The sequence below is a fragment of the Brotocaccenecus cirricatena genome, assembly GCF_020687045.1.
Classification (GTDB): Bacteria; Bacillota; Clostridia; order Oscillospirales; family Oscillospiraceae; genus Vescimonas; species Vescimonas cirricatena.
The window spans coordinates 48,331-70,146 of sequence record NZ_JAJEPW010000003.1 but is presented as its reverse complement, the minus strand read 5'-3'; the positions used below and the strand labels follow the sequence as shown (position 1 = coordinate 70,146).

Below are 21,816 nucleotides of genomic sequence, written 5' to 3'. Positions count from 1 at the left end.
TCCTTTCGTGCGAATCATACGAAAATTAGGGGCGGACAGAGCTGTCCGCCCCTGAAAGGTTTCCAAAACTTGGTTAAATCTCGAACTTCTCCATGACCTTACGCAGCGCCTCGGCAAAGGCGGCCAGGGTCTTGTTGTCCCGGCCCTTGCTGCGGCGGATAAGGCCCACCAGGGAATCGCCCAGCTGCACCAGCTTCTGATACGCCGCGGTGACCCGGGGCGCGCCATCGAAGGTACGGGTCTTGCGCTGGGGCAGATAGCCCGCCGCCAGCTGGGTGCAGGTCAGCAGGTCATACTCCTCGGTATACTGGGGAGCGTGGGCCGTGAAGCCCAGCTGGCTCACCGTCTGGGCAAACACCGGAGCCACCTCCCGGTCGCCGTGGACCACGAACACGTGCTGGGGCTTGGGCTCCTTGAAATGGCTGATCCAGTCCAGCAGATGGTCGTGGTCGGCGTGGGAGCTGAGGCCCTGGAAATTCACCACCTTGGCCCGGACGGCCACGTCCTCGCCGAACAGCTTCACGGAGGGAGTCCCGTCCAGCAGGGTGCGGCCCAGGGTGCCCGGAGACTGGAAGCCCACGAACACCACGGCGCTGTCCGCCCGCCACAGGTTATACTTCAGATGGTGGCGGATGCGGCCCGCGTCGCACATGCCGGAGGCGGAGATGATGACCTTGGGGGTATGGTCCTCGTTCAGAGATTTGGACTCGTCCACGGTCTCCGTCAGATGCAGACCCGGGAAATTGAACATATGGGTGCCGTCCTTCACCAGCTCCAGAGCGTCCTCGTCCAGATAGCCCCGCAGATCGCCGCAGAAAATGGTGGTGGCGCTCTTGGCCAGGGGACTGTCCACATACACGGGGAAATTCGGCACGGAGGTCACCAGGCCCTGATCCTTGATCTCCCGGATGAAATACAGCAGCTCCTGGGTGCGGCCCACGGCAAAGGAGGGAATCACCACGTTGCCGCCCTTGCCCAGAGTCTCGTCGATGATCTGGGCCAGCTGGCCGGTATAGCTCCACACCTCTGTGTGGTTGCGGTCACCGTAGGTGCTCTCCATGACCACATAGTCCGCCCCGGTGAAAAACTGGGGATCCCGGATGATGGGCTGGTCCACGTTGCCGATATCGCCGGAGAACACGATGGTTTTCGTCTGGCCTCCCTCGGTGAGGGTCAGGCGGATGGAGGCGGAGCCCAGCAGATGGCCTGCGTCGATAAACACCGCGTCCACCCCATCGCACAGGTGAACGGGCTGGCCATACTCGCAGGTGTCGATGAATTCCGGCACCCGCTGGGCGTCGGCCACGGTATACAGCGGCTCCTCCTCGGGCCGGCCGGCCCGGCGGTTCTTGCGGTTTTTATACTCGGCATCGCTCTCCTGAATGTGGGCGGAGTCCTGGAGCATGATGCTCATGAGCTGGGCGGTGAGCCGGGTGGTGAGAATACGGCCCTGAAAGCCGTTTTTGATGAGCATGGGCACCCGGCCGGAGTGGTCGATGTGGGCGTGGGTGATAAGCGCATAGTCGATGCTGCCCGGGGCAAAGGGCAGGGAGCGGTTGTCCACCTCGTCCCGGCCCTGCTGCAATCCGCAGTCGATGAGGATGCGCTTGCCGCCTACCTCCAGACAATGGCAGCTGCCGGTGACACACTGGTCAGCGCCGAAAAAACTCAGCTTCATGGCGTTCGTCCTTTCCTCTCAAAAATTGGGGTGCCTTTATTGTAACACTTTTTCTTCCCGGCGGCAACAGGAATTGCATTTTGCCGGAACATCCGTTATAATAGGTGGGAATATAACTTGTTATTCCCCTGAGGAGGAACGCAAATGTTTGAACAATCCCATATTCGCAACTTTTCCATCATTGCCCATATTGACCATGGCAAGTCCCATTCCCAGTTTGCCTGACGGCAAACCGGGAGCCCTTTTCATTTAATGTCCTTCGGCGGAAATGAATTCCGCCTGCGGCAAGGTTTTGCTGCGCAAAACGCTTGTTACGCGCCACTTGGCGCGTCAGCGTGGACTTACCTACAGGAGGAACGCAAATGTTTGAACAATCCCATATCCGCAATTTTTCCATCATCGCCCATATTGACCATGGCAAGTCCACGCTGGCGGACCGGCTGCTGGAGCTGTGCGACGCCGTGCCGGAGCGGGAGATGGAGAACCAGATTCTGGACAACATGGATCTGGAGCGGGAGCGGGGCATCACCATCAAGTCCCGGGCCGTGCACCTGTTCTACAAGGCCAAGGACGGCGAGATCTACGCCCTGAACCTCATCGACACCCCGGGCCACGTGGACTTCAACTATGAGGTGTCCCGGTCCCTGGCCGCCTGCGAGGGGGCGGTGCTGGTGGTGGACGCCACCCAGGGGGTGGAGGCCCAGACCCTGGCCAACACCTATCTTGCCATGGAGCACGACCTGGAGATTCTGCCGGTATTCAACAAGATCGACCTGCCCGCCGCCGACTCCATGAAGGCCAAGCAGGAGGTGGAGGACATCATCGGCCTGCCCGCCATGGACGCGCCGGAAATCTCCGCCAAGCTGGGCCTGAACGTGGAGTCGGTGCTGGAGGACGTGGTGCACAATGTCCCCGCCCCCACCGGCGACCCCAACGCCCCCCTGCAGGCCCTGATCTTCGACAGCCAGTATGACCCCTATGTGGGGGTGGTGGTGCTGTTCCGCATCAAGCAGGGCACCATCCGCCGGGGGCAGACGGTGCGCATGATGGCCACCGGAGCCCAGTATACCATTCTGGAGTGCGGATATCTCAAGCCCCTGGGCAACGAGCCCACGGACGCCCTCCAGGCCGGTGAGGTGGGCTATTTCACCGCCTCCATCAAAAACGTCAAGGACACCCAGGTGGGCGACACCATCACCGACGCCGAAAACCCCGCCGCCCAGCCTCTGCCCGGCTACCGGCCCGCCCAGTCCATGGTCTACTGCGGCATTTACACCGAGGACGGCAGCAAGTATCCCGACCTGCGGGACGCCCTGGAGAAGCTCCAGCTCAACGACGCCTCCCTGACCTTCGAGCCGGAGAGCTCCGTGGCCCTGGGCTTCGGCTTCCGCTGCGGCTTTCTGGGGATGCTGCATATGGAGATTATCCAGGAGCGGCTGGAGCGGGAATTCAATCTGGACCTGGTGACCACCCTGCCCAGCGTCATCTATCACGTGTACAAGTCCGACGGCACCATGGTGAAGGTGGACAATCCCCACAACTACCCGGACCCCACGGTCATCGAGCACGCCGAGGAGCCCTATGTAAAGGTGTCCATCATCAGCCCCAACGAGTATGTGGGCAACATCATGCCCATGTGCCAGGACCGCCGGGGCGAGTTCAAGGACATGCAGTATCTGGACACCCACCTGGTGGAGCTGCACTATCAGATGCCCCTCAACGAGATCATCTACGACTTTTTTGACACCCTGAAGGCCAACACCAAGGGCTATGCCTCCCTGGACTATGAGCTGTCCGGCTACCGGCCCAGCGAGCTGGTGAAGGTGGATCTGCTGCTCAACGGCGACGGCGTGGACGCCCTGAGCTTCATCGCCCACAAGGACAAGGCCTATCCCCGGGCCCGGCGGCTGTGCGAAAAGCTGAAGGAGAACATCCCCCGCCAGCTGTTCGAGGTGCCCATCCAGGCGGCCATCGGCGGACGGATCATCGCCCGGGAGACAGTGAAGGCCATGCGCAAGGACGTGCTGGCCAAGTGCTACGGCGGCGACATTACCCGCAAGAAGAAGCTGCTGGAAAAGCAGAAAGAAGGCAAGAAGAAGATGCGGAATCTTGGAACAGTCCAGGTTCCCACCGAAGCCTTCATGGCTGTGCTCAAGCTGGACAGCGATTGATAACAGGAGGAACGCACATGGAACAGGCCACGTTTGACGATTTTATGAAGCTGGATATCCGGGTGGGCACCATTGTGGAGGCCCGGCCCTTTGAAAAGGCCCGGAAGCCCGCCTATCAGCTGCTGGTGGACCTGGGCCCGGAGCTGGGCCGGAAGCGCTCCAGCGCCCAGATCACCCAGCAGTATACTCCGGAGGAGCTGGTGGGCAAGCAGGTGCTGGCGGTGGTGAATTTTCCGCCCCGCCAGATCGCCAATTTCTTCTCCGAGGTGCTGGTGCTGGGGACCTACTCCCAGGGCGGCGTGGTGCTGATCACGCCGGACAAGCCCGTGGAAAACGGGGACCGGCTGGGGTAAAATAGGAGGTATCGCATATGGCCGGATTCGGCGTTCTGATTGTTTCGGGTATATTATCGGCGATTTTTCTGTTCTTCATCGCCGTGTTTGCCGCCGCGGCGGCGTATATCATGGCCAGCTATGTGCTGGAGGGCTTTTCCATCGCCTGCATGCGCAAAAAAGCGGGCGACGCACATACATTCCCTGCCTGGATTCCCTTTTACAGCAAGTATCTGCTGGGAAAGCTGGCAGACCGGCGGGTCATGGGCGCCGTGTCGGCCCTTCTGACGCTTCTGTCCGTCTGCCTTTGCGTCTATTTCTACGTCTGCCGGGAGTTGAATACCCTTTGGTTCATCCTCCTGCTGATGGCCCTGTTGGCGGTCTTTATCCTGGACACCCTGATTGCCCACCGGATCTATAAAAGCCGCGCCGGTAAATATGGGGACGTCCTGACCGTGTTCACCGTTTTATCCCTGGGCCTGCTCCGCCCGGTGTTCCTGTTTGCTGTCCGCAATCGGGCAGCGGAGAGCGTGCCGGCCCCGGAGTGTGGAAATTGAGTAAAAATCCCGGAAGGAGATGTGATAGCATGGCCGAGGAAAAGCTGTTTATTGAGGCATCCGAAGAGGATGTGCCGTCCATTATCGCCCTGCGGCAAAGAATCTGGGGCACCACATACCGAGGCGTCTACCCCGACAGCATGATAGATAACTTTGACTGGGACTGGCACAGGGAAATGGAGCTGCTGAGGGTCCATCATCCGGCGTATTCTGTGTACTTGGTCCGAAAGGATCGGCAGGACATTGGCTACCTGACGATAAACGAAGCCGATGTAATCACCCTGCAATCCCTGTATATTTCCGCCGAATACCAAAGACAGGGGATCGGCCGGCAAGCGTTCGATTTCGTGAAAGCGTATTGCAGAGCGCACCATGCCGCCTCCTTTGTCTGCCACTGTGTCCCGGAGAATCTTAACGCCCGCAGCTTCTATGAGCGCATGGGCGGCAAGGTGATCGGGCAGGACCTGGCAAACGAGGAACGGTGGCAGAACTCTGTCACTTATCGGTTTACCCTGACACAATAAAATTGCTCAAAAGAAAGTTGAGGATCACCTATGAACAACATTACCAGAACCGCCATGATCACCATCTGCGGACGGCCCAACGTGGGCAAGTCCAGCCTCACCAACGCCCTGGTGGGGGAGAAGATCGCCATCGTCTCCGACAAGCCCCAGACCACCCGTAACCGGATCTACGGCGTGGTGAACCGGGAGGACACCCAGTTTGTGCTGCTGGACACCCCGGGCCTGCACAAGCCCCGGTCCCGGCTGGGGGACTACATGGTGAAGGTGGTGCGGGAGAGCCTGGAGCAGGTGGAGGCCGCCCTGCTGCTGGTGGAGCCCATCGCCCATGTGGGGGAGCCGGAGAAGATCCTGCTCCAGCGCATCCAGGAGGAGCACCTGCCCTGCGTGCTGTGCATCAACAAGATCGACACCGTGGAGAAAAAGGACGACCTGCTGGAGGTTATTGCCGCCTACAGTGCCGTGTATCCCGGGTTTGACGCCATTATCCCCATCTCCGCCCGGACCGGCGACGGTTTGGACGACCTGATGGCCCAGCTGCAGACCTATGCCGCAGAAGGCCCCCAGCTGTTCCCCGACGGCATGACCACCGACCAGCCCGACGCCCAGGTCTGCGCCGAGATCGTCCGGGAGAAAATGCTGCTGTGCCTGGACAAGGAGATCCCCCACGGCACGGCGGTGGAGGTGACCCGCTTCACCGAGCGGGAGGACACCGGCATCATCGACCTGGACGTGACCATCTACTGCGAAAAGGCCAGCCACAAGGGCATCATCATCGGCAAGCACGGGGATATGCTCAAGCGCATCAGCTCCCTGGCCCGCCGGGACATCGAAAAGTTCATGGGCGCCAAGGTGTACATGGAAACCTGGGTCAAGGTCAAAGAAAACTGGCGGGATAATGTGAATTTTATCCGCGCCAGGGGATATGACGAGCAGTGACTTCTTCCCATCGGCCATGCTGTGCCAGTTTTCTTGCGGCGTCAGCCGCTCGCCGCTCTGCGGCGTAAATTCAAAGAATTTCTGCCGGCGGAATTCATTTCCGCCGCAGCAGATGGTATGAGGGGTCCCCGGTCAGATATCATCTGACTGGGGCAAACTGGCGGGATAATGTGAATTTCATCCGCGCCAGGGGATATGACGAGCAGTAATCCCCCCTCCAAAAGCTTCCACTCATGACGCCGCCGGAAAAGCGGCAAGCTATGGGCGGAGGTGAAAAGCCATGGAGGAGCGCTGGGCCCTGTTCTGGGCCACCGGAGCGCCGGAGGCATACTTGCTGTATAAGGAGGCGACTGAATGCAGCCGGAACGATTCGTAACGTGCGGCCTGGTGCTGCGGGAAACGGTGACCCGGGACGCGGACAAGATCCTCACCGTGCTGACCCCGGACCGGGGCAGGCTCTCCGTGATCGCCCGGGGGGCCCGGCGCAAGGGCAGCCGCGTGGCCGCGGCCTGCCAGCTGCTGGCCTATTCGGAGATGACCCTCTATGAAAAGGGCCGGTGGACCATGCTGGACGCGGCGGACACCATCGAGCTGTTCGACGGCCTGCGGCAGGACCTGACGGCCCTGAGCCTGGCGGCCTACTTCGCCGAGCTGACGGAGGCGGTGTCCGACGGCTGCGGCGGCGACGTGCTGCCCCTGCTGCTCAACGCCCTGTATGCCCTCAGCGCCCTGAAAAAGCCGCCTCAGCTGGTGAAGCCCGCGTTCCAGTTCCGGCTGATGGCCCTGGCAGGCTATGAGCCCATGGCCGATGGCTGCGCCCTGTGCGGCGCACCCCAGCCGGAAAATCCCATGCTGGACGTGGTCCACGGGGTGGTCCACTGCGGCAAATGCCGGGAAAAAGGGGGCCTGTCCCTGCCGCTGACGGCGTCGGGCCTGGCGGCCCTGCGATACGTGCTCTACGGCGACCCCCGGCGGCTGTACAGCTTTTCCCTGCCGCCGGAGGGACTGCGTGCCCTGAACCATGCGGCGGACGCCTACGTTTCCGCCCAGCTGGAGCGCAGCTTCCGTACCCTGGACTATTACAAGACCATTCTTCCGCAAGAGGAAACGAAATATGAGTGAATTATTTGAAAAATCCATCCGCACCCTGGAGCTTCCGGCGGTGCTGGAAAAGCTGGCGGCCAAGGCCGTCAGCCAGGCGGCCAAGGACCGGTGCCTGAAGCTGACCCCCTCCACGGACGTGGAGGAGGTGCTGCGGCTGCTGGACGAGACCGATGCCGCCAAGGAGCGGCTGGGACTCCACGGCAGTCCGTCCTTCTCCGGCGTGAAGGACGTATCCGCCGCCCTGACCCGGGCGGACCACGGCGGCATGCTGAACACCCGGGAGCTGCTGGACATCGCCGGCGTCCTCACCGCCAGCCGCCGGGTGTCGGATTACGACGCCCAGCGCCAGGGGGAGGAGACGGTGCTGGACCGCCTGTTTGCCTCCCTGCACACCAATAAATACTTAGAGGAGCAGATCCGCTCCGCCATTCTGGACGAGGAGACCATCGCCGACACCGCCAGCAGCGAGCTGGCGGACATCCGCCGGAAAATGCGGCTGGCCGCCTCCAAGGGCCGCCAGATTCTCCAGCGCATCATCTCCTCGCCGTCCTATGCCAAGGTGCTGCAGGAGGCCCTGATCACCCAGCGGGACGGCCGGTTCGTGGTGCCGGTGAAGGCCGAGTGCAAGGGCAGTATGCCCGGCCTGGTCCACGACATCTCCTCCTCCGGGGCCACGTTGTTTGTGGAGCCCATGGGTGTGGTGCAGGCCAACAATGAGCTGAAGGAGCTGGAGGCCCGGGAGCAGAAGGAGATCGACCGCATCCTGCGGCAGCTGTCCGCCGCCTGCGCCGCCCAGATGGAGAACATCCTCTGGGACTATGACATTCTGGTGCACCTGGACGTGATCTTTGCCCGGGCGCAGCTGAGCTATCAGCTCAACGCCAGCCGTCCGGAGGTCCGCCGCCGGGGCGGCGTGGCCCTGCGCCGGGCCCGGCACCCGCTGCTGGACCAGGCCAAGGCAGTGCCCATCACCGTGGAGCTGGGTGAGCAGTTCGACACCCTGGTGATCACCGGCCCCAACACCGGCGGCAAGACCGTGACCCTGAAAACCATCGGCCTGCTGTGCCTGATGGCCCAGTGCGGCCTGCACATCCCCGCCGACAGCGGCAGCGCCGTCCGGGTGTTCCACCGGGTGCTGGCAGACGTAGGCGACGAGCAGAGCATCGAACAGAGCTTGTCCACCTTCTCCGCCCATATGTCCAACATCGTCCAGATTCTGCGGGAGGTGGACGACCAGAGCCTGCTGCTGTTTGACGAGCTGGGAGCCGGTACGGATCCCATCGAGGGCGCGGCCCTGGCCATTGCCATCATCGAAAGCGCCCGCAGTCAGGGGGCGCTGATCGCCGCCACCACCCACTATGCCGAGCTGAAAACCTTCGCCATGACCACGGCGGGGGTGGAAAACGCCAGCTGTGAGTTCGACGTGCAGACCCTGCGCCCCACCTACCGCCTGCTGATCGGCATCCCCGGCAAGTCCAACGCCTTCGCCATCTCCCGGCGGCTGGGGCTGGACGAGTCCGTGATCCAGGCCGCCCAGCAGCAGATGGACAGCGACTCCGTCCGTTTCGAGGACGTGCTGACCCAATTGGAGGAGAAGCGCCAGCGGCTGGAGAAGGCCCAGGCCGAGGCGGACCGCCTGTGGCGTCAGCGGGAGGAGGACGCCCGAAAGGCCCGGACCTTCCGGGAGCAGATGGAGAAGGCCAAGGAAAACGCCCGCACCAAGGGCGAGGCCGAGGCCAAGCGCATCGTGCGCCAGGCCCAGGCCCAGGCCGACGAGATCTTCGCCCAGCTGGACCAGCTGCGCCGCCAGCAGCAAAAGCAGATCAACTTCCAGGAGCTCAACGACGCCAAGGCCGCCGTGCGGCACAGTCTGAACCAGGCCCAGGAGGCCCTGCACCTGCGCAGCGAGCCCCAGGAGCCTGCCTACGCCCCCAGCCGCCCCATCGAGGTAGGGGACCTGGTGGAGCTTCCCGGGGTGAAAATGGCCGCCTCGGTGCTGGCCGTCAACAACGACGGCACATTGCTCCTGCAGGCGGGGAAGATGAAGATGACCGTCAAGGCCCAGCAGGTGCGCCTGCCGGAGGGCCAGCCCAAAAAGAAGCCCGCCGCTCCGGTGGGCGGCAGTCCCAAGCTGAATCTCCAGTCCCGGGCTTCGTCGGAGCTGGATATCCGGGGCTATGAGACCCTGGAGGCCGAAAGCGTGGTGGAGAATTACATCGACAGCGCCGTGATGGCAAAGCTGGGCACCGTGACCATCATCCACGGCAAGGGCACCGGCGCCCTGCGCAAGGCGGTCCACGAGATGCTCAAGCGGAACAAGGCCGTCAAGAGCTTCCGCCTGGGCCGCTATGGCGAGGGAGAGGCCGGCGTAACGGTGGTGGAGCTGAAATAACAGACGGAGTTTGTGGATTCTGCCAAAAGGGCCAAACTTTTTTTCAGGCCCCGCTTCAAGAATTTGTAGCTTTGGATATTGCTTTCTTTCCCCGTTTCGGTATAATATTATAGTGTGAGAGAAGTATGTCCCCGCATTTTGCGAAAATGCTTCATAAAAGGAGTGCAATGGAATGTTTACACAGGAAGTTACCGTGAACAATGAGGTGGGCCTGCACGCCCGGCCTGCTACCTATTTTATCCAGAAGGCCAACGAGTTCAAAAGCGGCATCTGGGTGGAGAAGGAGGAGCGCCGGGTCAACGCCAAGAGCCTGCTGGGCGTTCTGTCCCTGGGCATCGTGAAGGGCACCACCATCACCCTGATCGCCGACGGCCCCGACGCCAAGGAGGCCGTGGAGGCCCTGGCGCAGCTGGTGGACAATCAGCTGGGCGAGTAAAAACGAAATAACCGGAAAACACCGGAGGGACGGCTGTCCCTCCGGTGTTTGTTTTCATACCTCAGTTCAGCATATCGGCGTTGGTGTCGAACAGCTGGCGGATGCGCCGGCGCAGGGGCCGGTGGGTCGGGTCCGTCAGCTCCGGGTCACGCTCCATCAGCTGCCGGGCCGCCGTCTGGGCCTCGTCCAGCAGCCGCATGTCGCAGCTGAGGTCGGCGATCTTCATGGCCGGCAGACCGTGCTGCCGCTGGCCGAAGAAATCTCCCGGCCCCCGCAGCCGCAGGTCCTCCTGGGAGATGCGGAAGCCGTCGTTGGTCTGGGTCATCACCTTCAGCCGGGCCCGGGTCTCCTCATTCTGGCTGTCCGACAGCAGGATGCAGTAGCTTTTGGCCTTGCCCCGGCCCACCCGGCCCCGCAGCTGGTGCAGCTGGGACAGGCCGAACCGGTCGGCGTTTTCCACCACCATGCAGGTGGCGTTGGGCACGTCCACCCCCACCTCCACCACGGTGGTGGACACCAGGATGTCGCTTTCTCCGGCGGCAAAGGCCGCCATGACCTTCTCCTTCTCCCTGGGCTTCATCTTCCCGTGGAGCACCGCCACCCGCAGGTCCGGAAACACCTGCTCCTGCAGCTGCCTGGCGTAGGCCGTCACGGCCTTGCGCTCGTCGGGGATCTGGTCCGCCTCCCCCACCAGGGGGCACACGATGAAGATCTGCTGTCCCACCGCCGCCAGCTTCCGGATAAAGGCCTGCACCCGGGGGCGATAGCTCTCCCCCAGGGCGAAGGTGTCCACCTTCTGCCGCCCGGGAGGCAGCTCGTCGATCACCGACACGTCCAGGTCGCCATAGATCACCAGGGCCAGGGTCCGGGGGATAGGCGTGGCCGACAGCACCAGCAGGTGGGGGTCCTCCGCCTTCTGGGACAGGGCCGCCCGCTGGTTCACGCCGAACCGGTGCTGCTCGTCCGTTACCACCAGGCCCAGCTTCTGATACTGCACGTCCTCCGTCAGCAGGGCGTGGGTGCCGATGCACAGGTCGATGGACCCGTCCGCCAGCCCCGCTAAAATCTCCCGCCGCTCCTTGGCCCGGGTGGACCCGGTCAGCAGGGCGCACCGGATGGAAAACCGGGCCAGCAGCGGCGCCAGCCCCTGATAGTGCTGCCGGGCCAGAATTTCCGTGGGGGCCATCAGGGCCGTCTGCCACCCGTTTTCCACGGCGAACCAGATGCACGCCGCCGCCACCATGGTCTTGCCGCTGCCCACGTCCCCCTGGCACAGGCGGTTCATGGGCTTGCCGGACACCATGTCCTCCACGGCGTCGGCAATGGCCCGGCGCTGGGCCCCGGTCAGGGCAAAGGGCAGCCGCCGGTAAAAGGGCTCCATGCTCATCCGCCGGCAGGCCGGGCCTGCCACGTCCCGCCGCCGCTGCCGCAGCAGCTGCAGACCGCAGGTCAGCAGAAACAGCTCCTCGAACACCAGCCGCCGCCGGGCCACCTCCAGGGCCTCCGGCGAGGCGGGAAAGTGGATGTTCTCATATGCATAGTTTACATAACACAGCTTGTGGGCCTGCCGCACCTCATCCGGCAGCACGTCCGGCAGCAGCTCCCGGCAGGCGTCCAGCCCCTGGCGGGCGGCCCGGGCCATCAGCCCCTGGGTGACTCCGGCGGTCAGGGGATAGATGGGCATGATGCGCCCGGTGACCTGCTGCCGCCCCTCCGGCTCAAACAGGGGGTTGATCATCTGCTTGCGCCGCAGATTGTCCTCCACCTTGCCGAAAAAGACGCACACATCCCCCTGGTGCAGGGCGTCCCGCCGGTGCTCCATGTTGAAAAACACCAGGTCCAGGGATCCGCTGTCGTCCACCACCCGGGTCTTGGCGATGGTGCGGCCTCCGGAAATGCGATAGGCCGTCAGGTCCGCCGCCACCATGCCCCGGACGCATACGCTCTCCCCGGCGGTCAGCTCCCGGATGGGGCGGACCTGGGTCCGGTCCTCATACCCCCGGGGGAAATAGGCGATCAGGTCCCCCAGGGTGGTAATGCCCAGCTTTTCCAGGGCGGCGGCCCGGGCCTCGCCGATGCCCTTGATATATCGCACATTGGTGCCCAGGTCTGCCATAAGACCGCCTCCTTCGTCCTTATTTCCGGCGGTAGGTCACATATTGGAACGACACGCCGCCGGAGGTGAATGTCTCGCTTTGTTCCGCCTCTGTCCACGCACTGTCCCGGGATAAATCGGGGAAAAACGCGTCGGCCTGGGGCGCGGCGAAAATCCTCGTCAGATACACGGTGCTGCACCGGGGCAGCAGCTGCCGGTACACGCTTTCCCCGCCGATGACCACCGCGTCCTCCGGCACCTCCGCCAGGTCATGGATCACCTCCGCCCCCGGGGCGGTGAAATCCGTATCCCGGGTCAGCACCAGGTTCCGCCGGTCCGGCAGGCCCCGGCCCCCGGGGAGACTCTCCAGGGTCCGGCGGCCCATGACCACGGTTTTCCCCAGGGTCAGCTGCCGGAACCGCCGCAGGTCCTCCCGGATGTAAAACAGCAGAGCCCCCTCCCGGCCGATGCCGCCGTTTTCGCAGACGGCTGCAATGGCGATCATTCCTCGTCCTCCCCGTGGGGACGATGCAGCCACACCACCTGCTCCGGGGCCGGGGTCAGGCCCAGCTTTTTCTGCAGGGCGTGGGAGGCGGGGTTGTCCTCATACACATGGCAGAAGGGGGTCCAGCCCCGCTCCAGGTGCCACCGGATCAGCCAGCCCTCCAGGGCCATGGCCAGGCCCCGGCGGCGATGCTCCGGCAGGACCTCTAAAATGCCCATGCTGCCCTCGTGGTGCACACCGATGAAAGCCGCCAGCTGCCCATCTTCAAACAGGCCCCACAGCTGCCCCGCCTCCATCCGGCTGCGCAGATATGCCGCCTCGCCGTCCTCCGGGTGATAGTGGGCGGCGCACAGGGGGAGGTATTCCTCCGTTATAGGCCGCACCTCCGCGGCGGGGACCCGGGGCGGCTGGCTTTCGCCATAGACCCACTGGGTGCAGGGGACGCCCTTTTTCAGGCCAAAGGCCCGGGCCACCTCGTCACTGGCCCCCTGGGGGACGCAGAAAAGCCCCCCGTTTTCCAGCCCCAGGCGGCGCAGAAGCGCCGCCAGAGCCGGTCCGTCGGCGATATCGCTCATGACCAGGTGGTCATTCCGGACCACGCTGCCCTCCGGGCCCCGGTACAGCAGATGTTCCTCCCCTTTTCGCAGCAGCACCTGATCCACGTTGGCGCTGTTCCATTTGTTATGCATACGGATTCTCCCTCTTTCCTTAGTGGTGTCTTTTCCCCCTATTATACCTTCTGTCGAGGAAAATGTAAACTTCCTTTCCGGTGGTAAACGTGCTATACTGGGGAAAACCCTGAAAGGAGGGACGCCATGACCAAGGATGAGCTGCGGCAGAAGGCCAACGATCTGCCTCTGGCCCCGGGGGTCTATCTGATGATGGACAAAACCGGTAAGGTGATCTATGTGGGCAAGGCCAAAAAGCTGAAAAACCGCGTCAGCCAATATTTCCAGGACACCGCCTCCCACAACGAAAAGACCCGGGCCATGGTGTCCCAGGTGGACCATTTCGACACCATCTTCGTCTCCACGGAGTTCGAGGCCCTGATCCTGGAAAACTCTCTCATCAAGCGCCACATGCCCCGGTACAACATCCTGCTGAAGGACGACAAGGGCTATCCCTTTGTGCGGCTGGACGCCGACGCGGCCTACCCCCGCTTCTCCCTGGTGGGAAAGACCGCTGACGACGGCGCGAAATATTTCGGCCCCTTCGGCGGCCGGCGGGAGACCCGGCTGGCCATCGAGGCGGTGTGCGGGGCCCTGCACCTACCCACCTGTGCCCGCCAGTTTCCCCGGGACATCGGCAGGGAGCGGCCCTGCCTGAATCACCACATTGGCCGCTGCGACGGCTTCTGCCGCCCGGACGGCCCCGGCCAGGCGGAGTATCAGGCCCGGATCCGCCAGGCGGTGCGGATCTTCAGCGGCCACTACCGCCAGCTGACGGCGGAGCTGCAGCAGGAGATGGAGCAGGCGGCGGAGGAGCTGAACTTTGAGAAGGCCGCCGCCCTGCGGGACCGCATCCGGGCCATCTCCGTGCTGGGCAAGACCCAGCAGGTCATCGCCGGAGTCTGCGCCGACACGGACGTGTGGGGCGTGTACCCGGGCCAGGTCCGCTGCGGCAGCGCCGTGCTGCACATTGAGGACGGCAATCTTCTGGGCCGGGAGGTGGAGGTGTTCTCCGCCGCCGCCGACCAGGAGGAGGCGGACATTCTCTCCGCCGTGCTGAGCCAGTATTACCTGGACCGCCAGGCCCTGCCCCGAGAGATTCTGGTGCCCTGCGAGCTGGAGGATATGGACACCTTCGCTGCCCTGCTGACAGGCCGGGCCGGGCACCGGGTGATCCTGCGGGTGCCCCAGCGGGGAGAGCGGGCGGAGCTGCTGCGCATGGCCCGCCGCAACGCCCGGGAGGAGGTGGAGCGCATCACCTCCGACGCCGAGCGCACCAGCAAGACCCTGGAGCAGCTGGGGACCCTGGCCGGGCTGGCGGAGGCCCCCCGGCGGCTGGAATCCTACGACATTTCCCACACCGCCGGGCAGGACATGGTGGCCTCCATGGTGGTGTTCGCGGACGGACGGCCCCTGAAGCGGGACTATCGCCGGTTCCAGGTAAAGACCCTGGACCACGCCGACGACCTGCGGGCCATGGAGGAGGTGCTGGAGCGCCGGTTCCGGCGGTATCTGGAGGGGGACGAGCACTTTGCCCCCCTGCCGGACCTGCTGCTGATGGACGGCGGCCAGCTCCAGGCGGAGGCCGCCTGCCATGTGCTGGAAAGGCTGGGCCTCACCGTGCCGGTGCTGGGCATGGTAAAAGATGACCGCCACCGGACCCGGGCGCTGGTAACGGCGGAGGGCCAGGAGCTGGGCATCCAGCAGAGCCCGCCCCTGTTCGCCTTAGTGGGCCGGGTGCAGGAGGAGGTCCACCGCTTCGCCATCACCTATCACCACGAAAAGCACACGAAATCCGCCCTGACCTCCCGGCTGGACGGCATCCCCGGGGTGGGAGACGTCCGGAAAAAGGCCCTTTTGAAGCACTTCAAAAGCGTCCGGGCCATTGAGCAGGCGGAGCTTCTGCAGCTGGAGGCGGTGCTGCCCAAGGCCGCCGCCCGGGCGGTATACGACCACTTTCACAAGGAGGAGACGTCGTGAAAACCTACGCCACCCTTGGCCCCGCCTGCTGCCGGGCGGACCTGCTGACGGAACTGCTGGACATGGGGCTGACGGGCTTCCGCCTGAACCTGTCCCACACCACCCTGGCGGCCTGCCGCCCCTGGACGGAGGCGGTGCAGCAGGCCCGGGAGGCCTCCGGCCGTCCGGCGGAGCTGATCGTCGATATGCGGGGGCCGGAGCTGCGGATGGGGCCCCTGTCCCGTCCCGTGACCCTGACGGCGGGGGAGACCGTGACCCTGGGCCCCGGGGGCCTGCCGGTGGAGCCGGATATTCTGGCCGCCGTGGCCCCGGGGCAGGAGATTTTGCTGGATGACGGCCTGATGGCCCTGCGGGCGGAGACCTGCGGCCGGGCCGTCACCTGCACCGTCACCCGGGGCGGGGTGCTGGAAAGCCGGAAAAGCATCACCCTGCCCGGGGTGGAGCTGTGCCGTCCGGCCCTGACGGCCCAGGACCTGCTGGACCTGGACGCCGCCGCCGGACAGGGGGTCACGGCGGTGATGCAGCCCTTTGTCCGCAGCCGCCATGAGCTGGAGGAGGTCCGGGCAGCCCTGGCCCGCCGGGGTCTGGAGCACCTCACGATATTCGCCAAGGTCGAGGACCGGCGGGGCTGGCAGAGTCTGCCCCAATGGATGGACGCCTGCGACGTGGTCACCGTGGCCCGGGGAGACCTGGGCAGCAATCTGGGGCTTCTGCACCTGCCCGCCGCCCAGAAGGACATTGCCGCCCGGTGCCGCCGGGCCGGGAAGCCCTTCCTGGTGGTGACCCAGCTGCTGCACACCATGACGGAGCACCCCACCCCCACCCGGGCGGAGGTGCTGGACGTGTACAACGCCGTGCTGGACGGGGCGTCGGCCCTGATGCTCACCGGGGAAACGGCCCGGGGCCGGTATCCGGCTCAGGCGGTCCGCTGGCTGCTGGACATCGCCCGCCAGGCGGAGTGACGCGGCGGCTTTCTTCAAATTTCACAAAAACCTCTTTTCAAGATTGTCCGCCGGTGGTATAATGTTTCCATTATTTTGTACTACAGGGGGAATCACAGCCATGAAAAAGACCGTTTTACGCAAATATGCCCAGCTCATCGCCCAGACCGGTGTCAACGTGCAGCCCGGCCAGGAGGTGTTCATCGCCGCCGACCTGGATCAGCCGGAGTTTGTGAAGATGCTGGTGGAGGAGTGCTACAAGCGCAAGGCCAAGAAGGTGGTGGTGGACTGGAGCTATCAGCCCCTGCAGAAGCTGCACTACCGCTATCGCACCATGACCACCCTGTCCAAGCTGGACAACTATGAGGAGGCCCGCTGGCAGCACTATGTGGACACCATCCCCTGCCGCATCTATCTGCTGTCGGAGGACCCCGACGGCCTCAACGGCATCAACCAGGAGAAGATGGCCAAGTCCCAGCAGCGGCTCTATCCCACCATCCGCAAATACCGGGACCAGATCGAGAACAAGTATCAGTGGTGCATCGCCGCCGTGCCCGGCGCGGCCTGGGCCAAGAAGCTGTTCCCGGGCCTGCGCACCAGCCAGGCTATGGAGAAGCTGTGGGAGGCCATTCTGTCCACCAGCCGGGTGGATGAGGACCCCTTGGCCGCCTGGGACGCCCACAACCAGGACCTTCACGACCGGTGCCAGTATCTCAACAGCCTGCACCTGCGGCAGCTGAAGTATAAGAGCGCCAACGGCACGGACCTGACCGTGGGGCTGATCCCGGAGGGGCAGTTCTGCGGCGGCGGCGAAACCAGCCTGCAGGGGATCTTCTTCAACCCCAACATCCCCACCGAGGAGTGCTTCACCTCCCCCATGAAGGGCCAGGCCGAGGGCATCGTCTATTCCACCAAGCCCCTGAGCTATCAGGGTCAGCTCATCGACGAGTTCTGGATCCGCTTCCACGAAGGCAAGGCCGTGGAGTGGAACGCCCAGGTCAACAACGACCTGCTGACCAAGCTCATCACCATGGACCAGGGCAGCTGCTATCTGGGCGAGTGCGCCCTGGTGCCCTTCGACTCCCCCATCAACCAGTCCGGCCTGCTGTTCTATAACACGCTGTTTGACGAGAATGCCTGCTGCCACCTGGCCCTGGGCATGGGCTTTGCCGACACCATCCGGGACTTCCAGAGCAAGACCCTGGAGGAGTGCCGGGCCATGGGCGTCAACGACTCCATGGTCCACGAGGACTTCATGATCGGCTCGGCGGACCTATCCATCGACGGCGTATGCGAAGATGGGAAAACCGTCCCCCTGTTCCGGAACGGCACCTGGGCCTTCTGATACGCAAACGAGCAAAAAATACCGCCGGAAAATCCGGCGGTATTTTTCTATGGATACCGTACAGGAGAGGGTCGGTCCCCGCACAGGTGATCCCGCAGATAGGGCGCTTTTCGCCCCCTATACTCATGAAACACCAAAGCGGCGAATCTGCAACCGGTTTTTTCAAAAAATTTTAAAAAAAATTCCCGGAGCGGTGCTCCGGGAATTGCAGACCTATTTTGTGCGGATGAACAGCACGCCCAGGGTTCCGGGGCCGCAGTGGGAGGTCACGGTGGAACCGGCGTTGGTTTCGATGATCTCCTCAAAGTCCGGGGCCAGCTCCAGGATCTTCTGCCGCACGGCCTCCACCGCCTCCGGGGCGCAGCGGGTGTGGGTGATGAACACCCGGTGCTTGTTGATGTCGTCCCGACCCCGCAGCCGGTCGTCAGCATATTGCTGCATCACCTTGTCGATGGGGCCGCGATACTTCTTGCCGGGGGTCATTTTGCCGTCCTTCACTTCGATGCAGGGCTTCAGCTTCAGCAGGTTTCCGCCGAAGGCGCTGAGGGCCGAACAGCGGCCGCCCTTGTACAGATAGTCCAGCCGGTCGATGACGAAGCTGGCCTCCACCTGGGGAGCCAGGTCCGTGCAGGCCTTCTGGATCTCCTCCGCCGTCTGTCCGGCGGCGGCCAGCTCCGCCCCGTGGAGCACCAGCAGGCCCTGGCCGGTGGAGAGGTTCCGGGAATCCACCACATACACCTGGCCGATGTCCGCCGCCGCGATGCAGGCGTTCTGGTAGGAGCTGGAAAAGTCGCTGCTGATGCAGAAGTGCACGATGCTGTACCCCTGCTGGCGCCAGTGGCGAAACTCCCGGACATAGTCAAACACGTTGACGGCGCTGGTCCGGGGCAGCTGCCCGCTGGCGTCCACATAGTCATAGATGATTTCCGGCGTGATCTCCACGCCGTCGCGGCCCACCTTGTCGCCGCAGTGCACCGACAGGGGGGTGATGGCAATGTCGTACTTTTCGATCAGCTCCGGCGATAAGTCGCAGGTGCTGTCCGAGGTGATCTTTACCTTCATTTGCTGCTTTTCTCCTTACGTTAAGGCCCCGGGCCGGGCCCGGCGGCGATTTGAGCAAGAGTTTTCCCCAATTCTTCCTTTTGCGGCGCTTCCAAAACTGCCGCGCATGATATTATATCGGAAAAGCCCCCGGGATGCAAGGAAAACTTACCGTTTACACGGAAAAAAGTGCGGCAGTTCTCGTGAACTGCCGCACTTTTGTGATTTTATTCCTCAAAGAGACTGGCCTGGTAGGGCAGGCCCGCCTGGCCGATATTCCGGCGCTGGGCGGCGTTTTCCTCCGTCAGCGCGTCAGTAATGGCCATTTTGCGGATGATGTTCCGCACGGTGGCGTCCAGGGCCGTCCCCTCCCGATAGTCGGCAGGGAAGATGAAGTCCACCCGCCCCTTGGCCAGCAGGTCCTCCACCCCCTGGCGGTTCTCCTGCTGATACACGGCGATGGCCTGGCCGCCATAGGCCCGCATCATCTTCATGCACGGCACGTCGGACAGTCCGTCGCCGATGTAGATCATGTTGGTAAAGGGCACCCGCTTGCTGTCGTCGGGCATGGAGTCGTTCAGGCTCTTGTCGTCGGACACGTCCAGAACGCCCTTGTTGATGCGATAGACGAACTGGGTCTTGTTGGTGAAGTTCACGTCCAGCTTGGGCCAGGAGGCCAGCCCGTCCCGGTCATAGAAGAACTCACAGGCGTAGATCTCCCGGAACTCCCGGGCGATGCCGCTGCCCTCGATGATCTCCCGCAGGCCGGAGGAGATGACATAGTGCTCCACCTGCACCCCCTGACTGCGGCCGAAGGCGTTGATGCGGCCGAACCACTCCGCCACCCCGGGGAACAGCTCCAGGCTGTGGCCGCAGCGCACCAGAAACTCCCGGTCCAGCCGGATGTTCTGGGCCCGGCACTCGGCGATCATAGTGTACATATACGCCAGAAGGCCGTCCATGCGGTTCTCCCGGCCGAAATCGTTGGCCTTTTTCCAAAACTCCGCCGGGGTATAGCCCAGGGCCGGGATAAAGGCGTAGTCCTCCATATCCGTGGTGCACAGGGTCTTGTCAAAGTCATACAGCAGGGCCACGATGGGCGTCATACTGCCACCTCCTTGCAGATAAGGCAAAAGCGGCCGCCGGGCCGCTTTTGACAGAATGATTCACCGCCGGTCGCCGCCGTTGTAGTTGCGGCCAAACTGCAGGTCCTCCAGATTCAGCTTGAAATCCAGGGGGAAGGGGGACTCCTCCTCTTTCTTCTCCTGAAACTCCGGCTGCGGCTCCGGTTCGGCGGCAGACTCCGGCTGGGGGGCCTCCTCCTGGGGAACAGGCTCCGCGTCCGCCACGGGCACGGCGTTCTCCTCCGGGGCGGTCAGGGTCACCGCCTCGTTCTCCGGCTCCTGGTCCTCCTGCTCCGGGGCATTGCGCTCCGGCAGAGAATCCAGAAACGCCAGCTGCTGGGCGCACAGGTCCCGGCTGCGCTGGATAAAGTCCTCCGTCTCGCTCTGGGCCGTTGCCAGCTTCTCCCAGGAATCCCGGATCTCCTGCTGGAGCTGCCGGGCCTGGACATCCGCCTCGCCCCGGGCGTCGGCAAGGATCTGCTCCGCCTGGGCCTGGGCATCGGCGATGGTTTTTTCCTTCTCCGCCTGGGCGTCGGCCACCATCTGGGCCGCCATCTTCTGGGCCGCCAGCAGGGTGGAACGCATGGCGTCCTCGGTGGCCCGGTATTCCTCCACCTTTTCCGCCAGCATCTTCAGCTTGGCCTTCAGGGTGGTGTTGTCCTTATACAGGGCGGTATAATCCTCCGTCAGACCGTCCAGAAACTCGTCCACGGCGGTCATGTTATAGCCGCTGGTCAGGCCGGTGGACTTGGGAAAGGTTTTTTCGGAAACTTCCTGGGGTGTGTACATGCTCTATCCCTCCGTATTCTCTCTCGGTCCGTCACATATACAGGCCGCTGTTTTCCAGTCCGTCGATCAGGTCCCCCATCAGGTCCACCGAATAGGGGGTGACGATATAGGTCTTGGCCGCCACGCGCTTGACGTTGCCGCTGGTGGCGTAGGCCACGCCGGACACGAAGTCCAGCAGACGCCGGGCGATATCCGGGTCGGTGTTCTCCATATTCATCACCACCGTGCGCTTTTCCATCAGATGGTCAGCAATGGTGTTGGCATCCTCGTCAAACTTCACCGGCTTCATCAGCACCACCTTCAGCTGCCCGGCGGAGTTGATGTTCACCACCTTGCTGCGGCGGTCGTCGCTGCGGCGCTCCTCGTCCCGGCGGGGACGCTCCGGGCGCTCCTCCTGATACTCCTCCGGTTCATCCTCCTCGTCATAGGGGTGGATAAACTTTCTGAACTCGTCCTTCAGGCTCATATGCGTCCCTCCTGCTCTTTATTTCGTATAGTCCCGCGCGCCGAAGATCGCCGTGCCCACCCGGATCATGTTGCTGCCGCACCGGATGGCGTCGGCGAAGTCGCCGCTCATGCCCATTGAGAGATATTCCATCTTATTATCGTATATTTTTGCATTGATGTCAACATAAAGCCAGCGCATTTTCTCGAAATATGCCAAATTTCCGTGGGGCTCCGCCGCCACCGGGGGGATGGTCATCAGTCCCCGCACCTGCACGTGGGGCAGGGCCCGGGCCATCTCCGCCGCAGCGTGGATCTGATCCGGGGAAAAGCCGCTTTTGGCGGCCTCGCCGCCGATGTTCACCTCCAGCAGGATATCCTGGCAGAGCTCCAGTCTTCCGGCGGCCTTTTCGATCTCCTGCAAAAGCTCCGCGCTGCCCACAGACTGGATCAGATCGGCCTTGCCCACCACCTGGCGGACCTTGTTGCGCTGCAAATGGCCGATAAAGTGCAGGGGACGGCCCTCATAGGCGTTTTCCGCCAGCTTGGCGGTCATCTCCTGGACCCGGTTTTCCCCCAGGGCGTCAATACCGGCGGCAATGGCCTCCTGGCAGGCGGCAGCGTCGTTCATTTTGCTGGCGCCCACCAGGATGATGTCGGCGCCGGTGCGGCCGGTCTCCCGGGCCGCCTGGTCCATCTGCTGCCGGACGGCGGCAATGTTCTCCGCAATAGACATAGTGAAAGCCTTCCTTTC

20 protein-coding genes are annotated in these 21,816 nt (G+C 63.4%); 11 read left to right on the top strand and 9 right to left on the bottom strand.

Annotation, left to right across the window (positions count from 1 at the left end; all coding sequences use genetic code 11):
• Nucleotides 1-73: 73 nt before the first annotated feature.
• Nucleotides 74-1,678, bottom strand: a complete 1,605-nt coding sequence (locus tag LKD37_RS02035; RefSeq protein ID WP_302927717.1) for an MBL fold metallo-hydrolase RNA specificity domain-containing protein — start codon at nucleotides 1,676-1,678, stop codon at nucleotides 74-76.
• Nucleotides 1,679-2,040: 362 nt separating this feature from the next.
• Between LKD37_RS02035 and lepA the strand changes: the two genes are divergently transcribed.
• The 8 genes from lepA (at nucleotide 2,041) to LKD37_RS01995 (ending at nucleotide 10,130) form a co-directional block, all read left to right on the top strand.
• Nucleotides 2,041-3,849, top strand: a complete 1,809-nt coding sequence (lepA, locus tag LKD37_RS02030; RefSeq protein ID WP_302927716.1) for a translation elongation factor 4 — start codon at nucleotides 2,041-2,043, stop codon at nucleotides 3,847-3,849.
• A gap of 17 nt (nucleotides 3,850-3,866) precedes the next feature.
• Nucleotides 3,867-4,202 (top strand): tRNA-binding protein, encoded by a 336-nt coding sequence (locus tag LKD37_RS02025; RefSeq protein ID WP_302927715.1) that lies wholly within the window; start codon nucleotides 3,867-3,869, stop codon nucleotides 4,200-4,202.
• A 17-nt stretch (nucleotides 4,203-4,219) separates the two neighbouring features.
• Nucleotides 4,220-4,738, top strand: a complete 519-nt coding sequence (locus tag LKD37_RS02020; protein ID WP_302927714.1) for a hypothetical protein — start codon at nucleotides 4,220-4,222, stop codon at nucleotides 4,736-4,738.
• Between the two features lie 29 nt (nucleotides 4,739-4,767).
• Nucleotides 4,768-5,262 (top strand): GNAT family N-acetyltransferase, encoded by a 495-nt coding sequence (locus LKD37_RS02015; protein ID WP_302927713.1) that lies wholly within the window; start codon nucleotides 4,768-4,770, stop codon nucleotides 5,260-5,262.
• A gap of 30 nt (nucleotides 5,263-5,292) precedes the next feature.
• Nucleotides 5,293-6,198 (top strand): GTPase Era, encoded by a 906-nt coding sequence (era, locus tag LKD37_RS02010; RefSeq protein ID WP_302927712.1) that lies wholly within the window; start codon nucleotides 5,293-5,295, stop codon nucleotides 6,196-6,198.
• Nucleotides 6,199-6,552: 354 nt separating this feature from the next.
• Nucleotides 6,553-7,320 (top strand): DNA repair protein RecO, encoded by a 768-nt coding sequence (recO, locus tag LKD37_RS02005; RefSeq protein ID WP_302927711.1) that lies wholly within the window; start codon nucleotides 6,553-6,555, stop codon nucleotides 7,318-7,320.
• Nucleotides 7,313-9,694: an endonuclease MutS2 gene (locus LKD37_RS02000; RefSeq protein WP_302927710.1), complete on the top strand. Its 2,382-nt coding sequence runs from the start codon at nucleotides 7,313-7,315 to the stop codon at nucleotides 9,692-9,694. The genes recO and LKD37_RS02000 overlap by 8 nt, the downstream gene beginning before the upstream one ends.
• Nucleotides 9,695-9,866: 172 nt before the next feature.
• Entirely contained in the window at nucleotides 9,867-10,130 is a 264-nt protein-coding gene (locus tag LKD37_RS01995) for an HPr family phosphocarrier protein (protein ID WP_302927709.1), read from the top strand.
• A 61-nt stretch (nucleotides 10,131-10,191) separates the two neighbouring features.
• Here LKD37_RS01995 and recG read toward each other — a convergent pair whose 3' ends face one another.
• Genes recG through LKD37_RS01980 form a run of 3 tightly spaced genes read right to left on the bottom strand, consistent with a single transcriptional unit; the run spans nucleotide 10,192 to nucleotide 13,419 of the window.
• Nucleotides 10,192-12,246: an ATP-dependent DNA helicase RecG gene (gene recG, locus LKD37_RS01990; RefSeq protein ID WP_302927708.1), complete on the bottom strand. Its 2,055-nt coding sequence runs from the start codon at nucleotides 12,244-12,246 to the stop codon at nucleotides 10,192-10,194.
• A 19-nt stretch (nucleotides 12,247-12,265) separates the two neighbouring features.
• Complete coding sequence (locus LKD37_RS01985; RefSeq protein WP_302927707.1) at nucleotides 12,266-12,730, bottom strand: dihydrofolate reductase; 465 nt, start codon at nucleotides 12,728-12,730, stop codon at nucleotides 12,266-12,268.
• Nucleotides 12,727-13,419, bottom strand: a complete 693-nt coding sequence (locus tag LKD37_RS01980; protein WP_302927706.1) for a GNAT family N-acetyltransferase — start codon at nucleotides 13,417-13,419, stop codon at nucleotides 12,727-12,729. Before LKD37_RS01980 ends, LKD37_RS01985 begins: the two co-directional genes overlap by 4 nt.
• A gap of 126 nt (nucleotides 13,420-13,545) precedes the next feature.
• On the opposite strand from LKD37_RS01980, the gene uvrC reads away from it, so the two are divergent.
• The 3 genes from uvrC (at nucleotide 13,546) to LKD37_RS01965 (ending at nucleotide 17,664) form a co-directional block, all read left to right on the top strand.
• A complete protein-coding gene (gene uvrC / locus LKD37_RS01975; RefSeq protein WP_302927705.1) occupies nucleotides 13,546-15,378 on the top strand; it encodes an excinuclease ABC subunit UvrC in 1,833 nt (610 codons plus the stop codon).
• On the top strand, nucleotides 15,375-16,340 hold the full coding sequence (locus tag LKD37_RS01970; protein WP_302927704.1) for a pyruvate kinase: 966 nt from the start codon (nucleotides 15,375-15,377) through the stop codon (nucleotides 16,338-16,340). Before uvrC ends, LKD37_RS01970 begins: the two co-directional genes overlap by 4 nt.
• Before the next feature lie 100 nt (nucleotides 16,341-16,440).
• The gene (locus LKD37_RS01965; protein ID WP_302927703.1) at nucleotides 16,441-17,664 is read left to right on the top strand and encodes an aminopeptidase; all 1,224 of its coding nucleotides are present in this window, start codon (nucleotides 16,441-16,443) and stop codon (nucleotides 17,662-17,664) included.
• A gap of 213 nt (nucleotides 17,665-17,877) precedes the next feature.
• On the opposite strand, the gene LKD37_RS01960 is transcribed toward LKD37_RS01965, so the two are convergent.
• From LKD37_RS01960 to LKD37_RS01940, 5 genes are all read right to left on the bottom strand, one after another.
• On the bottom strand, nucleotides 17,878-18,726 hold the full coding sequence (locus tag LKD37_RS01960; protein ID WP_302927702.1) for a DegV family protein: 849 nt from the start codon (nucleotides 18,724-18,726) through the stop codon (nucleotides 17,878-17,880).
• A gap of 206 nt (nucleotides 18,727-18,932) precedes the next feature.
• Nucleotides 18,933-19,811 carry an HAD family hydrolase gene (locus LKD37_RS01955; protein ID WP_302927701.1) on the bottom strand — a complete coding sequence of 293 codons (879 nt, stop codon included), beginning with the start codon at nucleotides 19,809-19,811 and terminating at the stop codon, nucleotides 18,933-18,935.
• 60 nt (nucleotides 19,812-19,871) lie between these two features.
• A complete protein-coding gene (locus LKD37_RS01950; RefSeq protein WP_302927700.1) occupies nucleotides 19,872-20,618 on the bottom strand; it encodes a DivIVA domain-containing protein in 747 nt (248 codons plus the stop codon).
• Nucleotides 20,619-20,649: 31 nt separating this feature from the next.
• Nucleotides 20,650-21,084, bottom strand: coding sequence for a cell division protein SepF (locus LKD37_RS01945; RefSeq protein ID WP_302927699.1), 435 nt, complete (start codon nucleotides 21,082-21,084; stop codon nucleotides 20,650-20,652).
• An 18-nt stretch (nucleotides 21,085-21,102) separates the two neighbouring features.
• Nucleotides 21,103-21,798 carry a YggS family pyridoxal phosphate-dependent enzyme gene (locus LKD37_RS01940; RefSeq protein WP_302927698.1) on the bottom strand — a complete coding sequence of 232 codons (696 nt, stop codon included), beginning with the start codon at nucleotides 21,796-21,798 and terminating at the stop codon, nucleotides 21,103-21,105.
• Between the last annotated feature and the right edge of the window lie 18 nt (nucleotides 21,799-21,816).